Source organism: Streptomyces sp. P13-3-3, from assembly GCF_050571355.1.
Classification (GTDB): domain Bacteria; phylum Actinomycetota; class Actinomycetes; order Streptomycetales; family Streptomycetaceae; genus Streptomyces; species Streptomyces althioticus.
On the sequence record NZ_CP192228.1, the window covers coordinates 4,416,418 to 4,436,900 of the forward strand.

Annotated in this window: 13 protein-coding genes and 1 pseudogene; 7 read left to right on the plus strand and 7 right to left on the minus strand. The window is 72.5% G+C overall.

The window, feature by feature from the left end:
• Positions 1 to 29 precede the first annotated feature (29 nt).
• From ACQZOG_RS20325 to ACQZOG_RS20340, 4 genes are all read right to left on the minus strand, one after another.
• Positions 30 to 3,827, minus strand: a complete 3,798-nt coding sequence (locus ACQZOG_RS20325) for a multifunctional oxoglutarate decarboxylase/oxoglutarate dehydrogenase thiamine pyrophosphate-binding subunit/dihydrolipoyllysine-residue succinyltransferase subunit (RefSeq protein WP_058916939.1) — start codon at positions 3,825 to 3,827, stop codon at positions 30 to 32.
• A gap of 291 nt (positions 3,828 to 4,118) precedes the next feature.
• Positions 4,119 to 5,231, minus strand: a complete 1,113-nt coding sequence (locus ACQZOG_RS20330; protein ID WP_033272017.1) for a sensor histidine kinase — start codon at positions 5,229 to 5,231, stop codon at positions 4,119 to 4,121.
• Entirely contained in the window at positions 5,228 to 5,968 is a 741-nt protein-coding gene (locus tag ACQZOG_RS20335; protein WP_030223674.1) for a response regulator transcription factor, read from the minus strand. The genes ACQZOG_RS20330 and ACQZOG_RS20335 overlap by 4 nt, the downstream gene beginning before the upstream one ends.
• A gap of 124 nt (positions 5,969 to 6,092) precedes the next feature.
• Positions 6,093 to 6,782 carry a spermidine synthase gene (locus ACQZOG_RS20340; RefSeq protein ID WP_033272016.1) on the minus strand — a complete coding sequence of 230 codons (690 nt, stop codon included), beginning with the start codon at positions 6,780 to 6,782 and terminating at the stop codon, positions 6,093 to 6,095.
• 150 nt (positions 6,783 to 6,932) lie between these two features.
• Between ACQZOG_RS20340 and lon the strand changes: the two are divergent.
• Positions 6,933 to 9,355: pseudogene (gene lon, locus ACQZOG_RS20345) on the plus strand (endopeptidase La).
• Between the two features lie 72 nt (positions 9,356 to 9,427).
• On the opposite strand, the gene ACQZOG_RS20350 reads toward lon, so the two are convergent.
• Positions 9,428 to 10,258 (minus strand): lysozyme, encoded by an 831-nt coding sequence (locus ACQZOG_RS20350; protein ID WP_037641536.1) that lies wholly within the window; start codon positions 10,256 to 10,258, stop codon positions 9,428 to 9,430.
• Positions 10,259 to 10,485: 227 nt separating this feature from the next.
• Here ACQZOG_RS20350 and ACQZOG_RS20355 point away from each other — a divergent pair, with 227 nt between their 5' ends.
• Positions 10,486 to 10,980 carry a MarR family winged helix-turn-helix transcriptional regulator gene (locus tag ACQZOG_RS20355; RefSeq protein ID WP_033272013.1) on the plus strand — a complete coding sequence of 165 codons (495 nt, stop codon included), beginning with the start codon at positions 10,486 to 10,488 and terminating at the stop codon, positions 10,978 to 10,980.
• A gap of 570 nt (positions 10,981 to 11,550) precedes the next feature.
• Here the strand turns inward: ACQZOG_RS20355 and ACQZOG_RS20360 are convergent.
• Positions 11,551 to 12,330: a hypothetical protein gene (locus ACQZOG_RS20360; protein ID WP_033272651.1), complete on the minus strand. Its 780-nt coding sequence runs from the start codon at positions 12,328 to 12,330 to the stop codon at positions 11,551 to 11,553.
• A 407-nt stretch (positions 12,331 to 12,737) separates the two neighbouring features.
• Here ACQZOG_RS20360 and ACQZOG_RS20365 point away from each other — a divergent pair, with 407 nt between their 5' ends.
• The 5 genes from ACQZOG_RS20365 to ACQZOG_RS20385 are packed head-to-tail and all read left to right on the plus strand — an operon-like array spanning position 12,738 to position 19,262.
• Entirely contained in the window at positions 12,738 to 16,418 is a 3,681-nt protein-coding gene (locus ACQZOG_RS20365; protein ID WP_430741701.1) for a nitrate- and nitrite sensing domain-containing protein, read from the plus strand.
• Positions 16,415 to 16,933, plus strand: coding sequence for a roadblock/LC7 domain-containing protein (locus tag ACQZOG_RS20370; RefSeq protein WP_033275581.1), 519 nt, complete (start codon positions 16,415 to 16,417; stop codon positions 16,931 to 16,933). Before ACQZOG_RS20365 ends, ACQZOG_RS20370 begins: the two co-directional genes overlap by 4 nt.
• Positions 16,930 to 17,358: a DUF742 domain-containing protein gene (locus tag ACQZOG_RS20375; RefSeq protein ID WP_033275580.1), complete on the plus strand. Its 429-nt coding sequence runs from the start codon at positions 16,930 to 16,932 to the stop codon at positions 17,356 to 17,358. The genes ACQZOG_RS20370 and ACQZOG_RS20375 overlap by 4 nt, the downstream gene beginning before the upstream one ends.
• Positions 17,339 to 17,977 carry a GTP-binding protein gene (locus tag ACQZOG_RS20380; protein ID WP_033275579.1) on the plus strand — a complete coding sequence of 213 codons (639 nt, stop codon included), beginning with the start codon at positions 17,339 to 17,341 and terminating at the stop codon, positions 17,975 to 17,977. The genes ACQZOG_RS20375 and ACQZOG_RS20380 overlap by 20 nt, the downstream gene beginning before the upstream one ends.
• 22 nt (positions 17,978 to 17,999) lie before the next feature.
• A complete protein-coding gene (locus tag ACQZOG_RS20385; protein ID WP_033275578.1) occupies positions 18,000 to 19,262 on the plus strand; it encodes a styrene monooxygenase/indole monooxygenase family protein in 1,263 nt (420 codons plus the stop codon).
• Here ACQZOG_RS20385 and ACQZOG_RS20390 read toward each other — a convergent pair.
• Complete coding sequence (locus ACQZOG_RS20390; protein WP_430741702.1) at positions 19,226 to 20,386, minus strand: NlpC/P60 family protein; 1,161 nt, start codon at positions 20,384 to 20,386, stop codon at positions 19,226 to 19,228. The two genes, ACQZOG_RS20385 and ACQZOG_RS20390, sit on opposite strands and share 37 nt — an antisense overlap.
• Positions 20,387 to 20,483: the final 97 nt, after the last annotated feature.

The following is a 20,483-nucleotide window of genomic DNA, read 5'->3' on the forward strand; positions in this document are numbered from 1 at the left end:
CCCGCTCACGTACCGCGTACCGGTGCGGGTCAGGCCTCGAAGACCTCGCGCACCAGCTGCTCCTGCTCGGCCTGGTGGCGCTTGGCGGAGCCGACCGCCGGGGACGAGCTGTGCGGCCGCGAGATGCGGCGCAGACGCTCGTCGTGCGGCAGGTCGGCGCCGACCGCCAGGTCCAGGTGGTCGATCAGGTTGAGCGCGATGAACGGCCAGGCACCCTGGTTCGCCGGCTCCTCCTGCGCCCACAGGTACTTCTCGGCGTTCGGGTACTTCTTGATCTCCGCCTGGAGCTCGGCACCCGGCAGCGGGTACAGGCGCTCGATGCGGATGATCGCCGTGTCGTCCGCGCCGCGCTTCTTCCTCTCGGCGGCCAGGTCGTAGTAGACCTTGCCGGCGCAGAAGACGACCTTCTTCACGGCGGCCGGGTCGACCGTGTCGTCGCCGATGACCGGGCGGAACTGGCCCGTCGTGAACTCGTCCGCCTTCGCCGCGGCGGCCTTGAGGCGCAGCATCGACTTCGGCGTGAAGACCACCAGCGGCTTGTGGTGCGGGTTGTGCACCTGCCACCGCAGGAGGTGGAAGTAGTTCGACGGCGAGGTCGGCATGGCGACCGTCATGTTGTTCTGGGCGCAGAGCTGCAGGAAGCGCTCCGGGCGGGCCGAGGAGTGGTCCGGGCCCTGGCCCTCGTAGCCGTGCGGGAGGAGCAGGACCACACCGGAGGTCTGGGCCCACTTCTGCTCGGCCGACGAGATGAACTCGTCCACGACCGTCTGCGCGCCGTTGACGAAGTCGCCGAACTGCGCCTCCCAGAGCACGAGCGCGTCCGGGCGGGCCAGCGAGTAGCCGTACTCGAAGCCCATGGCCGCGTACTCGGACAGCAGCGAGTTGTAGACGTTGAGGCGCGCCTGGTCCTCGGAGAGGTACTGGAGCGGCGTGTACTCCTCGCCCGTCTTGTTGTCGATGATCACCGCGTGGCGCTGGCCGAAGGTGCCGCGCTGCGAGTCCTGGCCGGCCAGCCGGACCGGGACGCCCTCCAGCAGGAGGGAGCCGATGGCGAGGGTCTCGCCCATGCCCCAGTCGATCGTGCCGTCCTCGACCATCGTGGCCCGGCGCTGCAGCTGCGGCAGCAGACGCGGGTGGACGGTGACGTGGTCCGGGATGTTGACCTGGGACTCGGCGATCCGCTTCACGATCTCCGAGCTCACCGCGGTGTTCACGGCGACCGGGAACTCGGCCTGCGGGTCCGACGGGACGGCCGTGGCCGGCTGCGAGGTGGCCTCGCGGACCTCGGTGAAGACCTTCTCCAGCTGGCCCTGGTAGTCCTGCAGCGCCTGCTCGGCCTCTTCCAGGGTGATGTCGCCGCGACCGATGAGGGACTCGGTGTAGAGCTTGCGCACCGAGCGCTTCTTGTCGATCAGGTCGTACATCAGCGGCTGGGTGAAGGCCGGGTTGTCGGACTCGTTGTGACCGCGGCGGCGGTAGCAGATGAGGTCGATCACCACGTCCTTGTTGAACGCCTGGCGGAACTCGAAGGCCAGGCGCGCGACGCGCACCACCGCCTCCGGGTCGTCGCCGTTCACGTGGAAGATCGGGGCCTCGATCATGCGGGCCACGTCCGTCGCGTACATGGAGGAGCGCGAGGACTCCGGGGCCGCGGTGAAGCCGACCTGGTTGTTGATGACGACGTGCACGGTGCCGCCGGTGCGGTAGCCGCGCAGCTGCGACATGTTCAGGGTCTCGGCCACCACGCCCTGGCCCGCGAAGGCCGCGTCGCCGTGGATGGCCACCGGCAGGACGGTGAAGTCCGTGCCGCCCTTGTTGATGATGTCCTGCTTGGCGCGGGCGACGCCCTCCAGGACCGGGTCGACCGCCTCCAGGTGCGAGGGGTTGGCGACCAGCGAGACCTTGATCTGCTCGCCGTCCAGGCCGGTGAAGGTGCCCTCGGCGCCCAGGTGGTACTTCACGTCGCCGGAGCCGTGCATCGACTTCGGGTCGAGGTTGCCCTCGAACTCGCGGAAGATCTGCGCGTACGACTTGCCGACGATGTTGGCGAGGACGTTGAGGCGGCCGCGGTGGGCCATGCCGATGACGACCTCGTCCAGGCGGGACTCGGCGGCCGAGTCCAGCACCGCGTCGAGCAGCGGGATGACGGACTCGCCGCCCTCCAGCGAGAAGCGCTTCTGGCCGACGTACTTGGTCTGCAGGAAGGTCTCGAAGGCCTCCGCCGCGTTCAGCCGGCGCAGGATGCGCAGCTGCTCCTCGCGCTCCGGCTTGGTGTGGCCGCGCTCCACGCGGTCCTGGATCCACTTGCGCTGCTTGGGGTCCTGGATGTGCATGAACTCGATGCCGGTGGTGCGGCAGTACGAGTCGCGGAGCACGCCGAGGATGTCGCGCAGCTTCATCATCGACTTGCCGGCGAAACCGCCGACGGCGAACTCGCGCTCCAGGTCCCACAGGGTGAGGCCGTGCTCGACGATGTCCAGGTCGGGGTGCTTGCGGACCTTGTACTCGAGCGGGTCGGTGTCGGCCATGACGTGGCCGCGGACCCGGTAGGAGTGGATCAGGTCGAAGACCCGGGCGGCCTTGGTGACGTCGTCGTCGTGGCTGGCGTCGATGTCCTTGAGCCAGCGGACCGGCTCGTAGGGGATGCGCAGGGCCTCGAAGATCTCGTCGTAGAAGTTGTTCTCGCCGAGGAGGAGGTTCGCGACCTGGCGCAGGAACTCGCCGGAGGCGGCGCCCTGGATCACCCGGTGGTCGTAGGTCGACGTGAGCGTCATGACCTTCGAGATGCCGAGCTTGTTCAGGGTGTCCTGGGAGGTGCCCTGGAACTCCGCCGGGTAGTCCATGGAGCCGACGCCCATGATCACGGACTGGCCGGGCATCAGACGCGGCACGGAGTGGACGGTGCCGAGGCCGCCGGGGTTGGTCAGGGAGACCGTGACACCGGTGAAGTCGTCCATCGTCAGCTTGTTGTCGCGGGCGCGACGGACGATGTCCTCGTAGGCCTGCCAGAACTCGAAGAAGTTCAGCGTCTCGGCCTTCTTGATCGCCGCGACGACGAGCTGGCGGTCGCCGTTGGGCTTGACCAGGTCGATGGCGAGACCGAGGTTGATGTGCTCCGGCTTCACCAGGGTCGGCTTGCCGTCCACCTTGGCGTACGAGTTGTTCATCGACGGCATGGCCTTGATGGCCTGCACCATGGCGTAGCCGATGAGGTGCGTGAAGGAGATCTTCCCGCCCCGCGCGCGCTTCAGGTGGTTGTTGATGACGATGCGGTTGTCGAACAGCAGCTTCACCGGGACCGCGCGCACGGACGTGGCCGTGGGCAGCTCCAGCGAGGCGTCCATGTTCTTGGCCACCGCGGCGGACGGGCCGCGCAGGGTGACCTGCTCGGGACCGCTCTTCGCCTCGCCCGCGGGCTCGGCCTTCCTGGCCGGCGCCGGCTTGGCGGCGGGAGCGGCCTGCTTCGCCGGCTGGGCCGGGGCCTTCGCCTGCGCGGGGGCCTGCGTCTGCGCCGGGGCCTTGGCGGCCGGGGCGGGCTGCGCGGGCGCCTGGGCCTTCGCGGGCGGGGCCGGCTGGGACGGAGCGGTGGGGGTCACCGCGGCCCCCGCGGCCGCGTCACCCGCCGGAGCCGAGGACGCGGGAGCGCCCGGCTTGTAGTCGGCGAAGAAGTCCCACCAGGCTCGGTCCACCGAGTTCGGGTCCTGGAGGTACTGCTGGTAGATCTCGTCGACGAGCCATTCGTTGGCACCGAAGGCCGCAGCGGGGTTCTTTCCCGCTTGGTCGGTGTCGGTCGAGATGCTCGAGTTACTGGGGGACTGTGGCGACACGGCGTCAACCGCCCTCTTCCGCTTCGCAAGATGATGGACAGCGGAAATAAAGGCTACGCCTCCCCGCGCGAGAAGGTCAGGCCGGGCCCTTGCAACGTCGTGCACATCACATCTCAGCGGGTGTTTCGGCGCTGGAATTGGCGGGAAACAAGCGAGGTTCCGCTTCTTCCGACCGTATCAGGCATCGCTCGACCAGGGCCCGTCGCGCCCCGCGCGCGGGCCTGTGCCTGATCACACGTGTCCGCCAGGGCGAACGCAGATGGATCTTGAGGCTCCGGTTCGAACTTTACGTCAACTTGGCACAGAAGAGGGCCCCGGAAGAGTGATCAGAATCCGGCAACCACGCTCGGATTCCGCCACCCCGATCCGGCCGCCGTGCAGATCCACGGCCCAGCGGGCGATCGCGAGGCCGAGACCGGTGCCGCCGTCGCTGCCGGGGCCGTGCGGCCGGTTGACGCTGCCGCGGTTGAACCGCTCGAAGACCCGGTGCCACTCCGTGCGCGGGATGCCCGGACCCTCGTCCAGCACCTCCAGCTCCAGCGACTCCGGCTCGGCACCCTGCCGGGCCCGCACGGTCACCCGGCCGTGCGGCGGGCTGTGCTTGACCGCGTTGTCGATCAGGTTGGCGACCACCTGGTGGATCCGCTCCGGGTCGGCGTGCGCCACCAGCTCGGGCGGCGAGACGTCCAGGTGCAGATGCACGTCCGTACGGGTGTGACTGCCCGAGCCGGAGGCCATGCTCGCGCGGGCGGAGGCCACCATGTTGGCCTCCTTCAGCACGCCCGACAGGTACGGCCACACCTCGAAGCGGCGCCTGCGCAGGGGGACCACGCCGTTGTCCAGGCGCGAGAGGTCCAGCAGCGTCTCCACCAGGCGGCCGAGCCGCTCGGTCTGCTTCAGGGCCGTGCGCATCGTCTCCGGGTCGGCCCGGGTGACCCCGTCGACGATGTTCTCCAGCACCGCGCGCAGTCCCGCGATGGGCGTGCGCAGCTCGTGGGAGACGTTGGCGACCAGCTCCTTGCGCTGGCTGTCCTGCGCCTCCAGCTCGTCGGCCATGACGTTGATCGTCTGCGCCAGGTCGCCCAGCTCGTCGCGGCGGCTCTCGCGCACCCGTCGTGTGTAGTCGCCGTGCGAGATGGACCGCGCGACGGCGTTCATGTCGTCCAGCGGGGCGGTGAGGGAGTGCGCCACGAACTGGGTGATCAGCAGCGTGGCGATCATCGAGAAGACCGTGATGAAGCGCAGCTCCGTCTTGGTGTGCACCGCGATCACCGAGAGTCCGGTGGTGATCAGGACCGAGACGACGACCAGCGCGCCCAGCTTGGTCTTGATCGAGAACGGGCGCACACCGCCCCAGGGCTGCTGCTTCTTCCGCTGTCCGCGTCCCGCCGGACCCCCGCTCATGGCGTCGGCGTCTCCAGGGCGTAGCCCACGCCGTGCACCGTGCGGATGCGCTCCGCGCCGATCTTCCGGCGCAGCGCCTTGATGTGGCTGTCCACGGTGCGGGTGCCGGAGGCGTCGGCCCAGTCCCAGACCTCGGCCAGCAGCTGCTCACGGGAGAGCACCGCGCGCGGGGTGTTGGCCAGGCACACCAGGAGGTCGAACTCGGTGGGTGTCAGGTGGACGTCCTCGCTGCGCACGCGCACCCGGCGCTGCGCGTGGTCGATCTCCAGCTCGCCCAGGCGCAGGATGCCGCTGCGCGGGGTGGTGGCCGCGAGGGCCGCGCGCTCCATGCGGCGCAGCAGCACGTGCACCCGTGCCGCCAGCTCGCGCATGGAGAACGGCTTGGTCATGTAGTCGTCGGCGCCGACGCCGAGGCCCACCAGCATGTCGGTCTCGTCGTCGCGTGCGGTGAGCATCATCACCGGCACCGGCCGCTGGGCCTGCACGCGCCGGCAGACCTCCAGGCCGTCGAAGCCCGGCAGCATGATGTCGAGGATCAGCAGGTCGGGCTGCCAGGCCTCCGCCGTGTCCACCGCGGACGGGCCGTCGCCCGCCGTTTGCACGAGGAATCCCTCGGCGCGCAGGCGGGTCGCGATGGCGTCCACGATCGTCGCGTCGTCCTCGACCACCAGGACCCTGCGCTGTGCGCCGGGGGTGGTCGTCGCCGTGCCGTTGTGGGAGGTGTGTGTCTGCTCCATCGCCCGCCCCTGAGGTGTGCTTATCCGGAATCCGTGGGGTGATCCGTCGTCTGCGCATCACTGCGATTGACGCTTGAATGATCCGCGTCAGGGCAGCAGCGTACGGGGATTCACCACGGCTTTGCTATCCAGGGCGGACGCCGATGTGCACGACGTCCGGAACGCCCCGGGCAACGGGGATCTCTTCGGTACGCACCTGCCGGAATCCGGCATTCCGCAAGGTTCCCTCGAATTCCGGGGAAGGCTTCGCGGACCATACCGCGAGGATCCCGCGCGGCTTCAACACCCTTGCACATGCCGCGAGTCCGTCCGGCGAGTAAAGGCCCTCGTTGCCCTCGTCGACGGTCCAGTCGGGGCCGTTGTCGATGTCGAGGCACAGCGCGTCGAATGTGTCGGACGTCTCCTTGAGGTAAGCGATCAAGTCCTGCTCGACGACCTCCGTCCGCGGATCGGCGAGCGCCGCGCCCGACAGCTCGGCCAGCGGTCCCGAGCGGTGCCACCCGATGATCGCGGGCTCCCGCTCCACGACCGTGATCCGGCCCCAGCGCTCCTGTCCGGCCGCGTGGGCCAGGGAGAAGCCGACGCCCAGCCCGCCGATCAGCACCGAGGGGTCCGTGACCTCCGGGTCCAGGGCCGCCAGGGCCGCGTCCACGAGCAGCCGCTCGGAACGCCCGTCGGAGGTGTCCATCAGGAAGCAGCCGTTGGCGATGATCTGCAGCAGACCGCCGTGTCTGCGCAGCACGACCTCGCCGTACGGGCCCTCGCGACGGTCCAGGACTTCAGGAGCTTCGGGAATGTCGTAGGGGGTGGACATGTGTTCATCCTGGCAGGTCCCGCGGTGCGGGGGTCCGGCCCCTCGGAGCCCGGCCCGGTGATCGCTCAGAGCGAACGCGCCCCCGGGAACATTCGGCCGCTCCCCTGCATTGAGTCGACATAGCTCAACTTGACTGCCGAAGGGGAGATCATGGCTGCTGAGTCCACACCGCTCGCCCTGCCCGTGCTGCCGCTCGACGACGAGGTCGTGCTGCCGGGGATGGTGGTTCCGCTGGACCTGAGCGATTCCGAGGTGCGCGCGGCGGTGGAGGCCGCCCAGGCCGCCGCCCGCGACGAACCGGGCAAGCCGAAGGTGCTGCTCGTGCCGCGCGTCGACGGCACCTACGCCGGGATCGGCGTGCTGGGCACGGTCGAGCAGGTCGGACGGCTGGCCGACGGCGACCCGGGCGCCCTGATCCGCGGCCGGGGACGCGTGCGCATCGGCGCCGGCACCACCGGGCCGGGCGCGGCGCTGTGGGTGGAGGGCACCCGCATCGACGAGAGCGTGCCCGACCCCCTGCCGGGGAACGTGGCCGAACTGGTGAAGGAGTACAAGGCGCTCGCCACCGCCTGGCTCCGCAAGCGCGGCGCCTGGCAGGTCGTGGACCGCGTCCAGGCCATCGACGACGTCTCCGCGCTCGCCGACAACTCCGGCTACTCGCCGTTCCTCACCACCGACCAGAAGACCGCCCTGCTGGAGACCACCGACCCGGTGGCCCGGCTGAAGCTCGCCACCCAGCAGCTGCGCGACCACCTCGCCGAGCAGGACGTCGCCGAGACCATCGCCAAGGACGTCCAGGAGGGCGTCGACAAGCAGCAGCGGGAGTTCCTGCTCCGCCGCCAGCTGGAGGCGGTCCGCAAGGAGCTGCGCGAGCTGAACGGCGAGCCGGACGGCGAGGAGTCCGACGACTACCGGGCCCGTGTCGAGGCCGCCGATCTCCCCGAGAAGGTCCGTGAGGCCGCCCTCAAGGAGGTCGACAAGCTGGAGCGCTCCTCCGACCAGTCGCCCGAGGGCTCCTGGATCCGCACCTGGCTCGACACGGTCCTGGAGATGCCGTGGAACGAGCGCACCGAGGACGCCTACGACATCCGCGGCGCCCAGCAGGTGCTGGACGCCGAGCACGCGGGCCTGCAGGACGTGAAGGAGCGCATCACCGAGTACCTGGCCGTGCGCAAGCGGCGCAGCGACCGGGGTCTGGGCGTCGTCGGCGGGCGGCGCGGCGGCGCGGCGGCGCGGTGCTGGCCCTCGTGGGCCCGCCCGGCGTCGGCAAGACCTCGCTCGGCGAGTCGGTCGCCCACGCCATGGGCCGGAAGTTCGTCCGGGTCGCCCTCGGCGGCGTCCGTGACGAGGCCGAGATCCGCGGCCACCGCCGCACCTACGTCGGCGCGCTGCCCGGCCGGATCGTGCGGGCGATCAAGGAGGCCGGCTCGATGAACCCGGTCGTCCTGCTCGACGAGATCGACAAGGTCGGCTCCGACTTCCGCGGCGACCCGGCCGCGGCCCTGCTCGAGGTCCTCGACCCGGCGCAGAACCACACCTTCCGTGACCACTACCTGGAGGTCGAGCTCGACCTGTCCGACGTGGTGTTCCTCGCCACCGCCAACGTCCTGGAGGCCATCCCGGAGGCCCTGCTCGACCGCATGGAGCTGGTCCGCCTCGACGGCTACACCGAGGACGAGAAGATCGTCATCGCCCGCGACCACCTGCTCCCGCGTCAGCTGGAGCGCGCCGGCCTCCAGCCGGACGAGGTGACGATCGAGGAGGGCGCGCTGCGCAAGCTCGCCGGCGAGTACACGCGCGAGGCGGGCGTCCGCAACCTGGAGCGGTCCGTCGCGCGGCTGCTGCGCAAGGTCGCGGCCCAGCACGAACTGGGGGAGCGGAAGCTGCCGTTCGCCGTGGCCGAGGGCGACCTGCGGGACCTGATCGGACGGCCGCACCACGTGCCGGAGTCCGCCCAGGAGCCGGCCGAGCGGCGCACCGCGGTGCCCGGCGTCGCCACCGGGCTCGCCGTGACCGGCGCCGGCGGTGACGTCCTCTACGTCGAGGCGTCCCTGGCCGACCCGGAGACGGGCGCGGCGGGGCTGACCCTGACCGGCCAGCTGGGCGACGTGATGAAGGAGTCGGCGCAGATCGCGCTGAGCTTCCTGCGCAGCCACGGCGCCGAGCTGGAACTCCCGGTCGGCGACCTGAAGGACCGGGGCGTGCACATCCACTTCCCGGCGGGCGCGGTCCCCAAGGACGGCCCGAGCGCGGGCATCACGATGACCACGGCCCTGGCCTCGCTGCTCTCCGGACGCCTGGTCCGCACGGACGTGGCGATGACCGGCGAGGTGTCGCTGACCGGGCGGGTGCTGCCGATCGGCGGGGTGAAGCAGAAGCTGCTCGCCGCGCACCGGGCGGGCGTCACCACCGTGATCATCCCCAAGCGCAACGAGCCCGACCTGGACGACGTCCCGGCGGAGGTGCTGGAGAAGCTCGACGTGCACGCCGTCACCGACGTCCGCCAGGTCCTGGAGCTGGCGCTGTCCCCGGCGACGAGCGGGGCTGCGCCCGAGGTTCCGGTGGCCGCGTGACGGGGGCCGCCGGATGAGGGGAGGCCCGGGCTCCGTGAGGGAGGCCCGGGCCTTTCCCGTACCGCCGCGCGGTCAGCTCCCGGCGGCGAAGATCCGCACCCCGTCGAGGGTGCCGTTGAAGCGGTCGTGGTCGCCGACCGTCGGACCCGTCGAGGTGTACTGCCACATCGTGTACGTGTCCCAGCCGGCGGGCAGTTCGCCGACGGTGGAGGCGTACCGGGCGATCCACAGCGGGGTGGTGGAGGCGAAGCCGGCGTAGTTGCCGGTGCACTGCTTCCACCAGCTCGTCGCGGTGTAGATGACGGCGTCGCGGCCCGTGCGGGCGCGGTAACGGTCGAGGAAGTCGCGGATCCAGCTCACCATCGAGCTCGCCGACTTGCCGTAGCAGTCGTCGCCGTACGGGTTCCACTCGATGTCCAGGACACCCGGCAGCGTGCGCCCGTCGGCGGACCAGTCACCGCCGCGGTCCACGAAGTAGTCCGCCTGCGCGGCGCCGCTCGTGGTGTCGGGGGTGGCGAAGTGGTAGGCGCCGCGGACCATGCCGACGTCGTACGAGCCGTTGTACTGCTGCGCGTGGTACGGGTTGGTGTAGTACGTGCCCTCCGTCGCCTTGGCGTAGGCCCAGCGCACCCCGCTGTTCCACAGGGTGCTCCAGGCGACGTTGCCCTGGTGGCTGGAGACGTCCACGCCCTCCGTCTGGGTGGAGCGGGAGGTGGGCAGGCCGGCCTGGCCGTCGTGGGCGAGGACGCCCATGCCCATGTGGGCGGAGCCGCGCGGCGGGACGGAGGGGGAGGCGCCGTCGGCGACGGCGGAGGTCCCCGGGAGGGCGAGCAGCGTGAGCAGGACGGCGCCGGCGGTGCCGAGCGCGCGTATGCGGACGAGTCGGTTTCTGTGCACAGGCATGACGCATCTCCGAACGGTCATGGGGCGAACCCGGAATGTGACCCACATCGCATGTGGTGGGCATGCCACGTATCGGCCTGGTAGAGAAACTGCGGGCGCCGACCGCGGCGGCGGACGGGGGCGCCGCGCACTGCCGTTGGTCTACGCCTGCGAAATACTTATGGAGCTGGGGCGACGCCGCCACTCGGCCAGAACTTTCAGAACGGGAAACCGAGGCAGGGGCCAACGTGCACGAAGACGGAAACGGCGGCGAGAGGCACGCCGGCTCGCCGGAGCCCGCGTCCGGCGTCGAACAGCCCGCGTTCCTGGCGCTGGAGCGCGAGTTGACGGTCCTGCTGCGGCGCGCCCGGGCCAGCCAGGGGGAGATGGCGCGCGAGGTCCACCCCGACCTCGAGCCGTCCGCGTACGGGCTGCTCGTCCGTCTGGAGGAGTGCGGGCGGCAGCGGGCCACCGAGCTCGCCTCCTACATCGGCGTCGGCAAGGCGACCATGTCGCGGCAGCTGCGCGCCCTGGAGGAGCTCGGGCTCGTCGGGCGTGAGCCCGATCCCGCCGACGGGCGCGCCTGGCTCGTCACCCTCACGGAGGAGGGCCGCCGCCGGGTCAGCCGCGTCCGGGAGGCCCGCCGCGCCCGCTACGCCGGCCGGCTGGCCGACTGGGACCCGGAGGAGGTCGACGAACTGGCGCGACTGCTGCACAGGCTGAACAGGGGCATGGAGAAGTAGGGGTCCCTGCAACCCCCTCAGGGGCGCGGGGAACTGCGCGCCCAGCCCCCACCGGCCCGCACCCCGCGTCGGAGGGGGTGCCGCTGCGCCCACCCCCGGCTGCGGCGTCCCTCAGGGGCGCGGGGAACTGCGCGCTCAGCCACGGCGGTCCCGCACCCGGCGTCGACGGGGTGCCGCTGCGCCCACCCGTGCCGCCCCAAGCGGCACGACTGCCCGCAGCTGCGGCGTCCCTGAGGGGCGCGGGGAACTGCGCGCTCAGCCACGGAGGTCCCGCACCCGGCGTTGAGGGGGTGCCGCTGCGCCCACCCGTGCCGCCCCTAGCGGCACGACTGCCCGCAGCGGGGGCGTCCCTGAGGGGCGCGGGGAACTGCGCGATCGGCCACGGACGTCCCGCACCCGGCGTCCTCGCAGCTGGGGCGGTACGCCCCTTCAGGGGCGCGGGGAACTGCGCGAGCGGACCCCATCGGCCCGCAGCCGCGGGCCGATGCGCCGTCCGGGTGACGAACCCCCACCCCGTCAAAAGTGAGGCGCCGTCACCCGTCGGCCGTCCGGGTGATGTCGCCGGCGACATCAAGCAGACGGCAGCTCCACGTGGACGACCGTCGCGTCGTCATGCCTCTTCCCCCCGAGGAGACGCCCGCGCTCCAGCGCGCGCACCCTCCGTACCAACCCCCGCGCCCCCTCCTCGCGGATCACCCCCACGCAGTCCCCCCAGTCCCCCTCCCCGAACCGCTCCACCCACCGCGACGCCCCGTCCGTCAGGGCGGTCAACGCCCGTACCCGGTCGCGGGGCAGGGAGACGGTCACGGCGCGTGACGACACCGCCGGATCGGCCGCGGCCGTGAAGAAGCCGCCCTCCTTGTTCCGCAGCGTCGTGTCCACGACCGTGTGGCTGGACAGGGCCGACCGGGGCAACCGGTCCAGCCGGTCGTCCCGGACCGCCGTGACCGTGCCGTCCGGCGACTCGACCAGCAGGACCGAGTCCGACAGCACCAGACACTCCACCGAGTCGGGTGACCAGCGCGCCATCACCACCGTTGCCTGCGGTGTTCGGGGGTGAGAAAGGTCACAGGTCGAGGCGTGACTCTCGGCCGTGCGCGCGATCCCCCGGGACAGCAGCCCGGCCGGCGGCACATCCGGGAGGGAAACGGTCAGTTCGGTCAGCGCGCCGCCCAGCCGGGCGGTGAACCAGGGCACCGAATGCAGACACCCGCCCCCGTCCGACGGCGGCGTCACACCGTCCAGGACGACGAGCGCCCCGCCCTGTCCGGAGGCCGGGAGCGCGACGCTCGCGAAGTCCTCGTTGGGACGCCCCGGATCACCGGGTTCCGAAACAAGCTCCGTGCGCATCCGGCCAGTCTGCACGAGCTCCCCACAACGACCGCCGGAGCCCGGCAATTGACGCCCGTTCTCCACAGGCACGCAGGTCAAGCGCCTGATTTGGGAGGGAATGAAGGCCTCCGGGAAGGCGTGGCGGCGAATATTGCCACCGCCCGCCGCAGACGTCCAACCGGCGTACCGCCCAGGTCCACTGCGGCGCACAACGGAACTTGCCCCTCAACTCGCCTCCGATGTTCACTCCTTCGAGTGGCGGGTCAGGTGATGCGCATCCACTGTCCACGGGCACTGGGAGGGTCGGGGAGCGTTGGGGGCGCCTCACGGTCCGAGCGCGGCCAGCGGCTCGGGGAGAGCGCCCGCGCCCGTTGACGGAGCGTCACCCGGGCCCACGGGTACACGAGTCAGGAATGCGAGCACCGGTGCAGAAGACGCGGCCTCGTCGCAAGGACAAGCAGGCGGCCCTGGCGGGGGACGCGCAGCAGACGCCCACGGTCGGCAAGGGCCGCCCCACCCACGTACGCAACCGTCTCGTCGTCGCCGTCGCCGTGGTGGCCGCGGCGATCGCCGGGGCGGGAGCGCCGTCCGTGCTGGCGGCGTCCCAGCAGCTCCACGACTCCCAGGAACTGGTGACGCTCGCCGAGCGCACCCAGGACGCGCTCACCCTGGCCCACTCCCTGGCCGACGAGCGTGACGAGGTCGTCCCCTACATCGCTGCGGGCCGCCCCAAGTCCAAGGCGCCCTCCGAGGAGCACAGCGCCCGGGTCGACCGGCAGGTCGAGGAACTGCGCGCCGACGAGGACACCTCGCAGGCGCTGCGCGACGAGCTCGACGCCGTCGCCGCCGTGCGCCGCGCCGCACTCACCGGCAAGTCCGGCCCGCTGGAGGCCCACCAGGCGTACTCCGACGCCATCTCCCAGCTGCACAAGCTCGCCGCGCGGCTGGCCGACGCCACCCCGCCCCGCGCCGGCTCCGGCGCCCACGCGCTCACCGAGCTGGACACCGCCGTCCAGCAGGCCGCCGCCACCCGCGGGCTGCTGCTCGCCGCGCTGAACGTGCCGAGCTCCACCGAGACCGTGATCGACCCGATCACCGGACTGCCCGTCACGGCCTCCAGCACCTCCGAGGAGGACGAGGAGCGGCGTGACGCGCTGTCGGCCGCCGCGCTCCAGGCCCGCGTCCGCTCCGACGCGGCCCTCGCCGACTTCCGCGACGCCGCCCCGAAGGCCGCCCGCGCCTCCTACGACTCCACGGTCACCGGTCCCGAGGTCGACACCGCCGACAAGTACCTCGGGAAGCTCACCGACAAGCCGACCCTCTCCGACGGCGAGATCAAGACCAGCCCCAAGAAGCTCGCGGCGGCGCTCACCGCGCGGATCGACATGATGCGCGGCGTCGAGGCCTCGCTGTTCGAGCAGCGCACCAAGGACCTCGCCCAGCTCCGCGACGAGGACGTCACCGAGCTGGAGATCCGCATCGCCGTCCTCGGCGCCCTGCTGCTGCTCTCGGTCGGCGTCGCCACCGCGATGGCCCGCACCCTCACCCGGCCCCTGTCGGTGCTGCGCCGCGGCTCCGCCCGGCTCGCCGAGGCGGAGGACCCGGCCGCCGAGGAGCCGATCACCTTCACCGGCCGCAACGACGAGTTCGCCCAGGTCGTCCGCTCCGTCAACGCCCTGCACGCCCACGCCGCCTCACTCGCGCAGCGGATCGCCACGCTGGAGGCCGACCGCAAGCACCTCGTCGGACAGCGGCAGAAGATGGCCGACGCCCGCGAGGAGCTGCGCGGCGAACTCGCCGAGGCCACCGCCCACATGGAGCGGATGCGGCACAGCATCGGCGGCACCTTCGTCAACCTCGCCCTGCGCACCCTCGGCCTGGTCGAGCGGCAGCTCGGCGTCATCGAGGGCCTGGAGGAGCGGGAGGACGACCCGGACCGCCTGGCCACGCTGTTCAAGCTCGACCACTTCGCCACGGTCATGCGCCGGCACAGCGAGAACCTGCTGGTCCTCGCCGGCACCGAGCACGGCCGGCACACGGCCGGCCCGGTCCCGCTGGTCGACGTCGTACGGGCCGCGGTCAGCGAGATCGAGCGGTACGAGCGGGTGCGGATCGCGGCGCTGCCGCCGCACGCGCACATCGCCGGGTTCGCCGCGGACGACCTGTCGCACCTGCTCGCCGAACTGATGGAGAACGCCACCGCGTTCTCCCCGCCGGACATGCCCGTCGAGGTCTCCGCCTGGCTGATGGAGAACGGCGAGGTGATGCTCTCCGTGCAGGACGAGGGCATCGGCATGGCCGAGGACCGGCTGGAGCGGCTCAACACGCGGCTCTCCGAGTTCGACCCGGAGGCCGCGTACGACGCCGAGTCCGAGGAGGGTCTCGGCCTCGGCCTGTACGTCGTCGCCCGGCTCGCCCACCGGCACGGGGTGCGGGTGCAGCTGCGCAAGCAGAAGCAGGGCGGGATCGCCGCGGTGGTCGTCCTGCCGGACCCTCTTCTGGCGCCTGCCACCCCCACGGCCGTCCCCGCGTCCGTCCCGGGCTCCGCCCACACGGTGTCCCTGCCGGGCGCCGACGCGGAGGCCAACTCCAACGTCCTGCGCGGCCGCGGCACGTCGGGCGACCCCTTGGTCGACCTGGCGGAACGCTCCATCGAGGCCCGAGCGGAGGCGGAGGCGGATGCTCCGGGCTCCGCCCACGCCACCACCCATCCGGACGCCGCCCCGGCGGCCGAGTCCGAGGCGGGCCCGTCGGCCCCGTCGGCCCCGCACGGGACTGCTCCCGGCGCCGCCTCGGAGCCGCCGCAGGCGGGCGCTCCCGCACACTCGACCGGGGCGCCTGCCGCTGACCCCGCGCCGGCTTCTGCCCCCGCCCCCGTTGCGGACCGGGAGGACCCTGCCGCGTCGGCCGGCCTGCACGAAGGCGTCCGGGTCGCGCCGGAAGGGCCGCAGCAGCAGGCCGGAGCACCCGCGCCGTCGGACGCGGCGACTCCAGGCGTCCCCGCCGACGGCCGGACGGATGCCGCTGCCCCGCCCGCCGAGCACGGGACTGCTCCCGGCGCTGCCGTCGAGCCGGCGACGGACGGGACCGCACCTGCCGCTGCGGAGGAGTCGCGGACCGGCGCCTCCTCGATCTCAGCCGACCTGGGGGAGGCCGGTCCTGCCGCCGGCACCGCCGGTCAGAACGGGACTGCCGCACCCGGCGTACCCGCCGGTGTCGACGAGGCTCGGTCGCACGACGTTCCGCCTGCCCGGTCCGGTGAGCCGGAGGCCCCCGTGGAGCGGCTCGCCGAGACCACCATGGAGCTGTTCATCCCGGCGCAGCCGGACGGCCGTGCCCCGGCCGCCGAAGGGCACGGCGCCGGATCGGCCGCGCCCGCCGACGAGGACGTACGCCCCGGTGCCGGGCACGCGCCCACGTCCACACCCGCGCCCGAAGCCGCACCGGCACCCGGCGGCCCCGCCCCCGAGTCCACCGCACCGGCACCGGGGACCCCCGGACCCGCGCCTGAAGCCCCCGCGCCCGGAGCGGCACCGGCGGCACCCGGCGGCCTCGCCCCCGAGTCCACCGCACCGGCACCGGGGACCCCCGAACCTGCGCCCCAAACCGCACCGGCACCCGGGGCCCCCGCCCCCGAGTCCACCGCACCGGCACCCGGCGGCCCCGCCCCCGAGTCCACCGCACCGGCGCCCGGGGCCCCCGCCCCCGAGCCCACCGCACCGGCGCCCGGGGCCCCTGCCCCCGAGTCCACCGCACCGGCGCCCGGGGCCCCCGCCCCCGGCGCTCCCGCCCCCGACACCCCCGTCGGCAGGCCCGAGCACGCGCGGGTGGCCGACGGGGCCGGGGACGGGGTCGGCGGCGACGAGCCCGTCACCGCCAAGGGGCTGCCGAAGCGGACGCCGAAGATCACCGCGCCGGTCGCTCCCCCGCGGCCGCGGTCCGGTTCGGTGGACGCCGAGGCCCTGCGCAGGCGGCTCGGCGGGTTCCGCCGGGGCGCGGACGCCGGGCGGCGGGACGTCGAGGCGGAGCTGGCGGCCGAGCGGTCCCGCGGGGACGACACAACCGAAGAAGCCACGGGGGGCACTGTCGAGGAGGCAAGCAGTTGACCGCGCCCAGTACCTTCGGACTGAGCAGTGAGGCCCGCAACCTGCACTGGCTGCTGACGAACCTCGTCGAGGAGGTGCCCGGCATCCAGTCCGTCGCCGTGGTCTCCTCCGACGGCCTGCTGCTCCTCTCCTCGGACGAGACGCTCGCCCGCGCCCGCAGCGGCCCGGGCGCGCAGGGGCGGGGCCCGCGCGGCTCCTCCGCCGACCTGGCCACCGTCGTGTCCGGCATCGGCAGCCTCACCGTCGGCGCCTCGAAGCTGATGGACTACGGCCCGGTCAAGCACACGATGGTCGCCATGGACGAGGGCAGCCTCTTCGTGATGTCGATCAGCGACGGCTCGCTGCTCGGCGTGCACGGCTCGGCGGACTGCGACATGAGCGTCGTGGCGTACCACATGGCCCTGTTCGTCGGCCGCGCCGGCCACGTCCTGACCCCCGACCTCCGCAGCGAGCTCCGCCGGAACCTGGAGACCGCGAAAGGCGCGGAGCACGAGTCCGCCGGGAGCCCCCGATGACCAGCGCCCAGAGGAAACACCTCCCCGTCCGCGGCGGGGACCGTAAACCCGCCCGCGTGCGCCCCTACTCGCTCACCGGGGGCCGCACCCGCTTCGGCCACGTGCTGCTGGTCGAGACGTTCGTCGGCGCCACCGCCGGCACGGCCGCGCTGGAGGCCGCCGAGAACCGCAAGGAACTCACCTCCGGCGGCCTCGCCCGGGTCATGCCCGAGGTGCGCGCCATCGTCGAACTGTGCCGCCGCATGCGGACGGTGGCCGAGATCGCCGCGCTGCTGCACATGCCGCTCGGCGTGGTCCGCGTCCTGCTGAGCGACCTCGCGGACCAGGGAAAGATCCGTGTCTACGGGACGGGGACCGGCCACGGCACGGGCCGCCCGGACCGCGCGCTGCTGGAAAGGGTGCTGAGTGGACTCCGCCGTCTCTGACGCCGCACCCGGCGTCACCCCGCTCGTCGAGGGGGACGAGCCCCTGCTGCCGTGGCAGACGGACCCCACCCGGGCGCCGATCGCCACGAAAATAGTCGTGGCCGGCGGTTTCGGCGTCGGCAAGACCACCCTCGTCGGCTCCGTCTCGGAGATCACGCCTCTGCAGACCGAGGCGCTGATGACCGAGGCGAGCGAGGGCACCGACGACCTCACCGCCACGCCGGGCAAGTCGACCACCACCGTGGCCATGGACTTCGGGCGCATCACGCTCGACGACGACCTGGTGCTGTACCTGTTCGGCACGCCCGGCCAGCAGCGGTTCTGGTTCATGTGGGACGACCTGGTGCGCGGCGCGATCGGCGCCGTGGTGCTGGCCGACACCCGCAGGCTGAAGGACTGCTGGCCCGCGCTGGACTACTTCGAGAGTTGCGGACTGCCGTACCTCGTGGCCGTGAACCACTTCGACGGCACTGAGCGGTACGAACCGGAGGACGTGCGGGAGGCCCTCACGATCCCCGCGCACATACCTGTCATGATCATGGATGCGCGCCGCCGGATCTCGGTCATCGAGACCCTCTTGTCCCTCGTGGGCCACGCGCTCGACGAAACCCCCGAGTAGCCCCCTTAGGAGCGTCCCCCGTATGCGGAAGATACTCGTCGTCGGGGCCGGCCAGTCCGGTCTCCAGCTCGCCCTGGGACTCCAGTCGCACGGGTACGAGGTCACCCTCATGTCCAACCGGACCGCGGACGAGATCCGCACCGGACGGGTCATGTCGACGCAGTGCATGTTCCACACCGCGCTGCAGCACGAGCGCGACCTCGAGCTGAACTTCTGGGAGTCGCAGGCCCCGAAGATCCAGGGCCTCGGCGTCTCCGTCGCCGCCCCCGGCTCCTTCGACCCGGGCCCCTCGCAGCGGGCGATCGACTGGCTGGGCCGCCTCGACGGGTTCGCGCAGTCGGTGGACCAGCGGGTCAAGATGGCCGGCTGGATGGAGACCTTCGCGCAGCGCGGCGGACAGCTCGTCATCCACGGCGCGGCCGTCGGCGACCTCGACTACCTCTCCCGCACCTACGACCTGGTGCTCATCGCCGCGGGCAAGGGCGAGCTGGTGCAGATGTTCTCCCGCGACCCCGAGCGCTCCCCGTACAGCACCCCGCAGCGCGCCCTCGCCGTCGCCTACGTGCACGGCATGGGCCCGCGTCCGGAGCACCCGGACACCGAGGCCGTCCGCTGCAACCTGGTCCCGGGCGTCGGCGAGATGTTCATCATGCCGACGTACACCACGTCCGGCCGCGCCGACATCCTGTTCTGGGAGGGCGTCCCCGGCGGCCCGCTCGACGCGTTCGCGGACGTCAAGGACCCGGCCGAGCACCTCTCCCTGACCCTGGAGCTGATGGAGAAGTTCCTGCCCTGGGAGTACGCGCGCGCCACCAAGGTCGAACTGACCGACGCCGGCGGCACCCTGGCCGGCCGCTACGCCCCGACCGTCCGCAACCCCATCGGCCGGCTGCCCTCGGGCGGTCTGGTGCTGGGCGTCGCCGACGTCGTCGTCGCCAACGACCCGATCACCGGGCAGGGCTCCAACTCCGCGTCCAAGTGCGCCGCCGCCTACCTCGCCTCGATCCTCGAGCACGGCGACAAGCCGTTCGACGAGGACTGGATGCGGCAGACCTTCGACCGCTACTGGGACACCGCCCAGCACGTCACCAAGTGGACGAACGCCATGCTGGCCCCGCCGCCGGAGCACGTCCTGAACCTGATCGGGGCCGCCGGCCAGCTCCAGCCCGTCGCCGACCGCTTCGCCAACGGCTTCGACAACCCGGCCGACTTCGAGAACTTCTTCTACGAGCCGGACAAGACGAACGCCTACCTGGCCGAGGTCTCCGGCGCGGCCGGCGCGTAGACGGCGCCGTACCCCTCGTCGGACCCGTCCGTCGCCTCCTCGGGGAGCTCCGGCGGCACATAGTGCCCCAAGGGCTCCCCGCCGGGGTCGGGCCGCACCGCGCCCAGCACCGGATTGGCCGCGATCGGCGACACCTTGATCCGCGCGCCGGGCCGCGGCGCCTGCACCACCATCCCGTCGCCCAGGTACAGGGCGACGTGCGTGGCGTCGTGGAAGTACACGACGAGGTCGCCCGGCCGCAGGTCCACCAGGTCGATCCGTTCCAGCCGCGCCCACTGCTCCTGGCTGGTCCGCGGCACCTCCGCGCCGGCCGCCCGCCACGCCTCGGAGGTGAGCCCCGAGCAGTCGTACGTCTCCGGGCCCTCCGCGCCCCACTCGTACGGCTTGCCGAGCTGCTCCACCGCGTACCGCACGGCCCGCTCACCGGCGGCGGACGGGGCGTTGGCGCCGCTCAGCGCGCCGGACGCCACCAGCTCCCGCTGCGCCTCGTCGACCCGGCTCCGCTCCAGCTCGGCCAGCTCCGCGAGCTGCTCCCGGGTGAGCGACGCCAGCAACTCCTCGACGTCCCGGAGCCGTTCCACCACCTGGTCGCGCTCCTTCCCGCGCCGCTCGGTGAGCGCGATCCGCGCGTCCAGCGCCTTGCGCGCCCGGCGCGCGAGCTCGTCGGCCTGTTTCGTGTCCCCGGTCAGCCGGCCCACGGTGTGCGCACGCTCCCGCGCGAGCTGCCCGATCACATGCCCCTGCTCCAGCGCCCGCTGCGGGTCACGGGCCAGCAGCAGACGGACGTAGGGGGAGAGGCCGCTCAGCGACTGGTACTGCTGCCGGGCGAGCCGTCCGGCGGCGCCCTTGCTGTCGTGGAGGGAGAGCCGGGTGCGGGCCAGCGCCTTCTCCAGCCGCTCCGTCGTGGCGCGCTGCTCGTCGAGCGCCTCCTCGGTGGCGTTGTAGCGCTCGGTGGCCTTCTCGGCCTCCCGGTAGAGAGTCTGAAGATCCGTCAGCAGTTCGGGGACGGAGCGGCCGCCGGCCGCGGCGGCGCCGCCGCCCGGCTCCGGGACGGCCGCCGCGGGCAGGGGCGCCAGCACGGTCCCGGCCGCCAGCGCCGCCGTACACACCAGACGCAGAAGCATTCCTGACACACCATCACCTCCGACGCGGGGCGGCTCGTCCGCTCCGCACCGCGAGCATCAGGGGGGCGTGCGCGGTCCGCTCGCCGAGTGTGCGCGG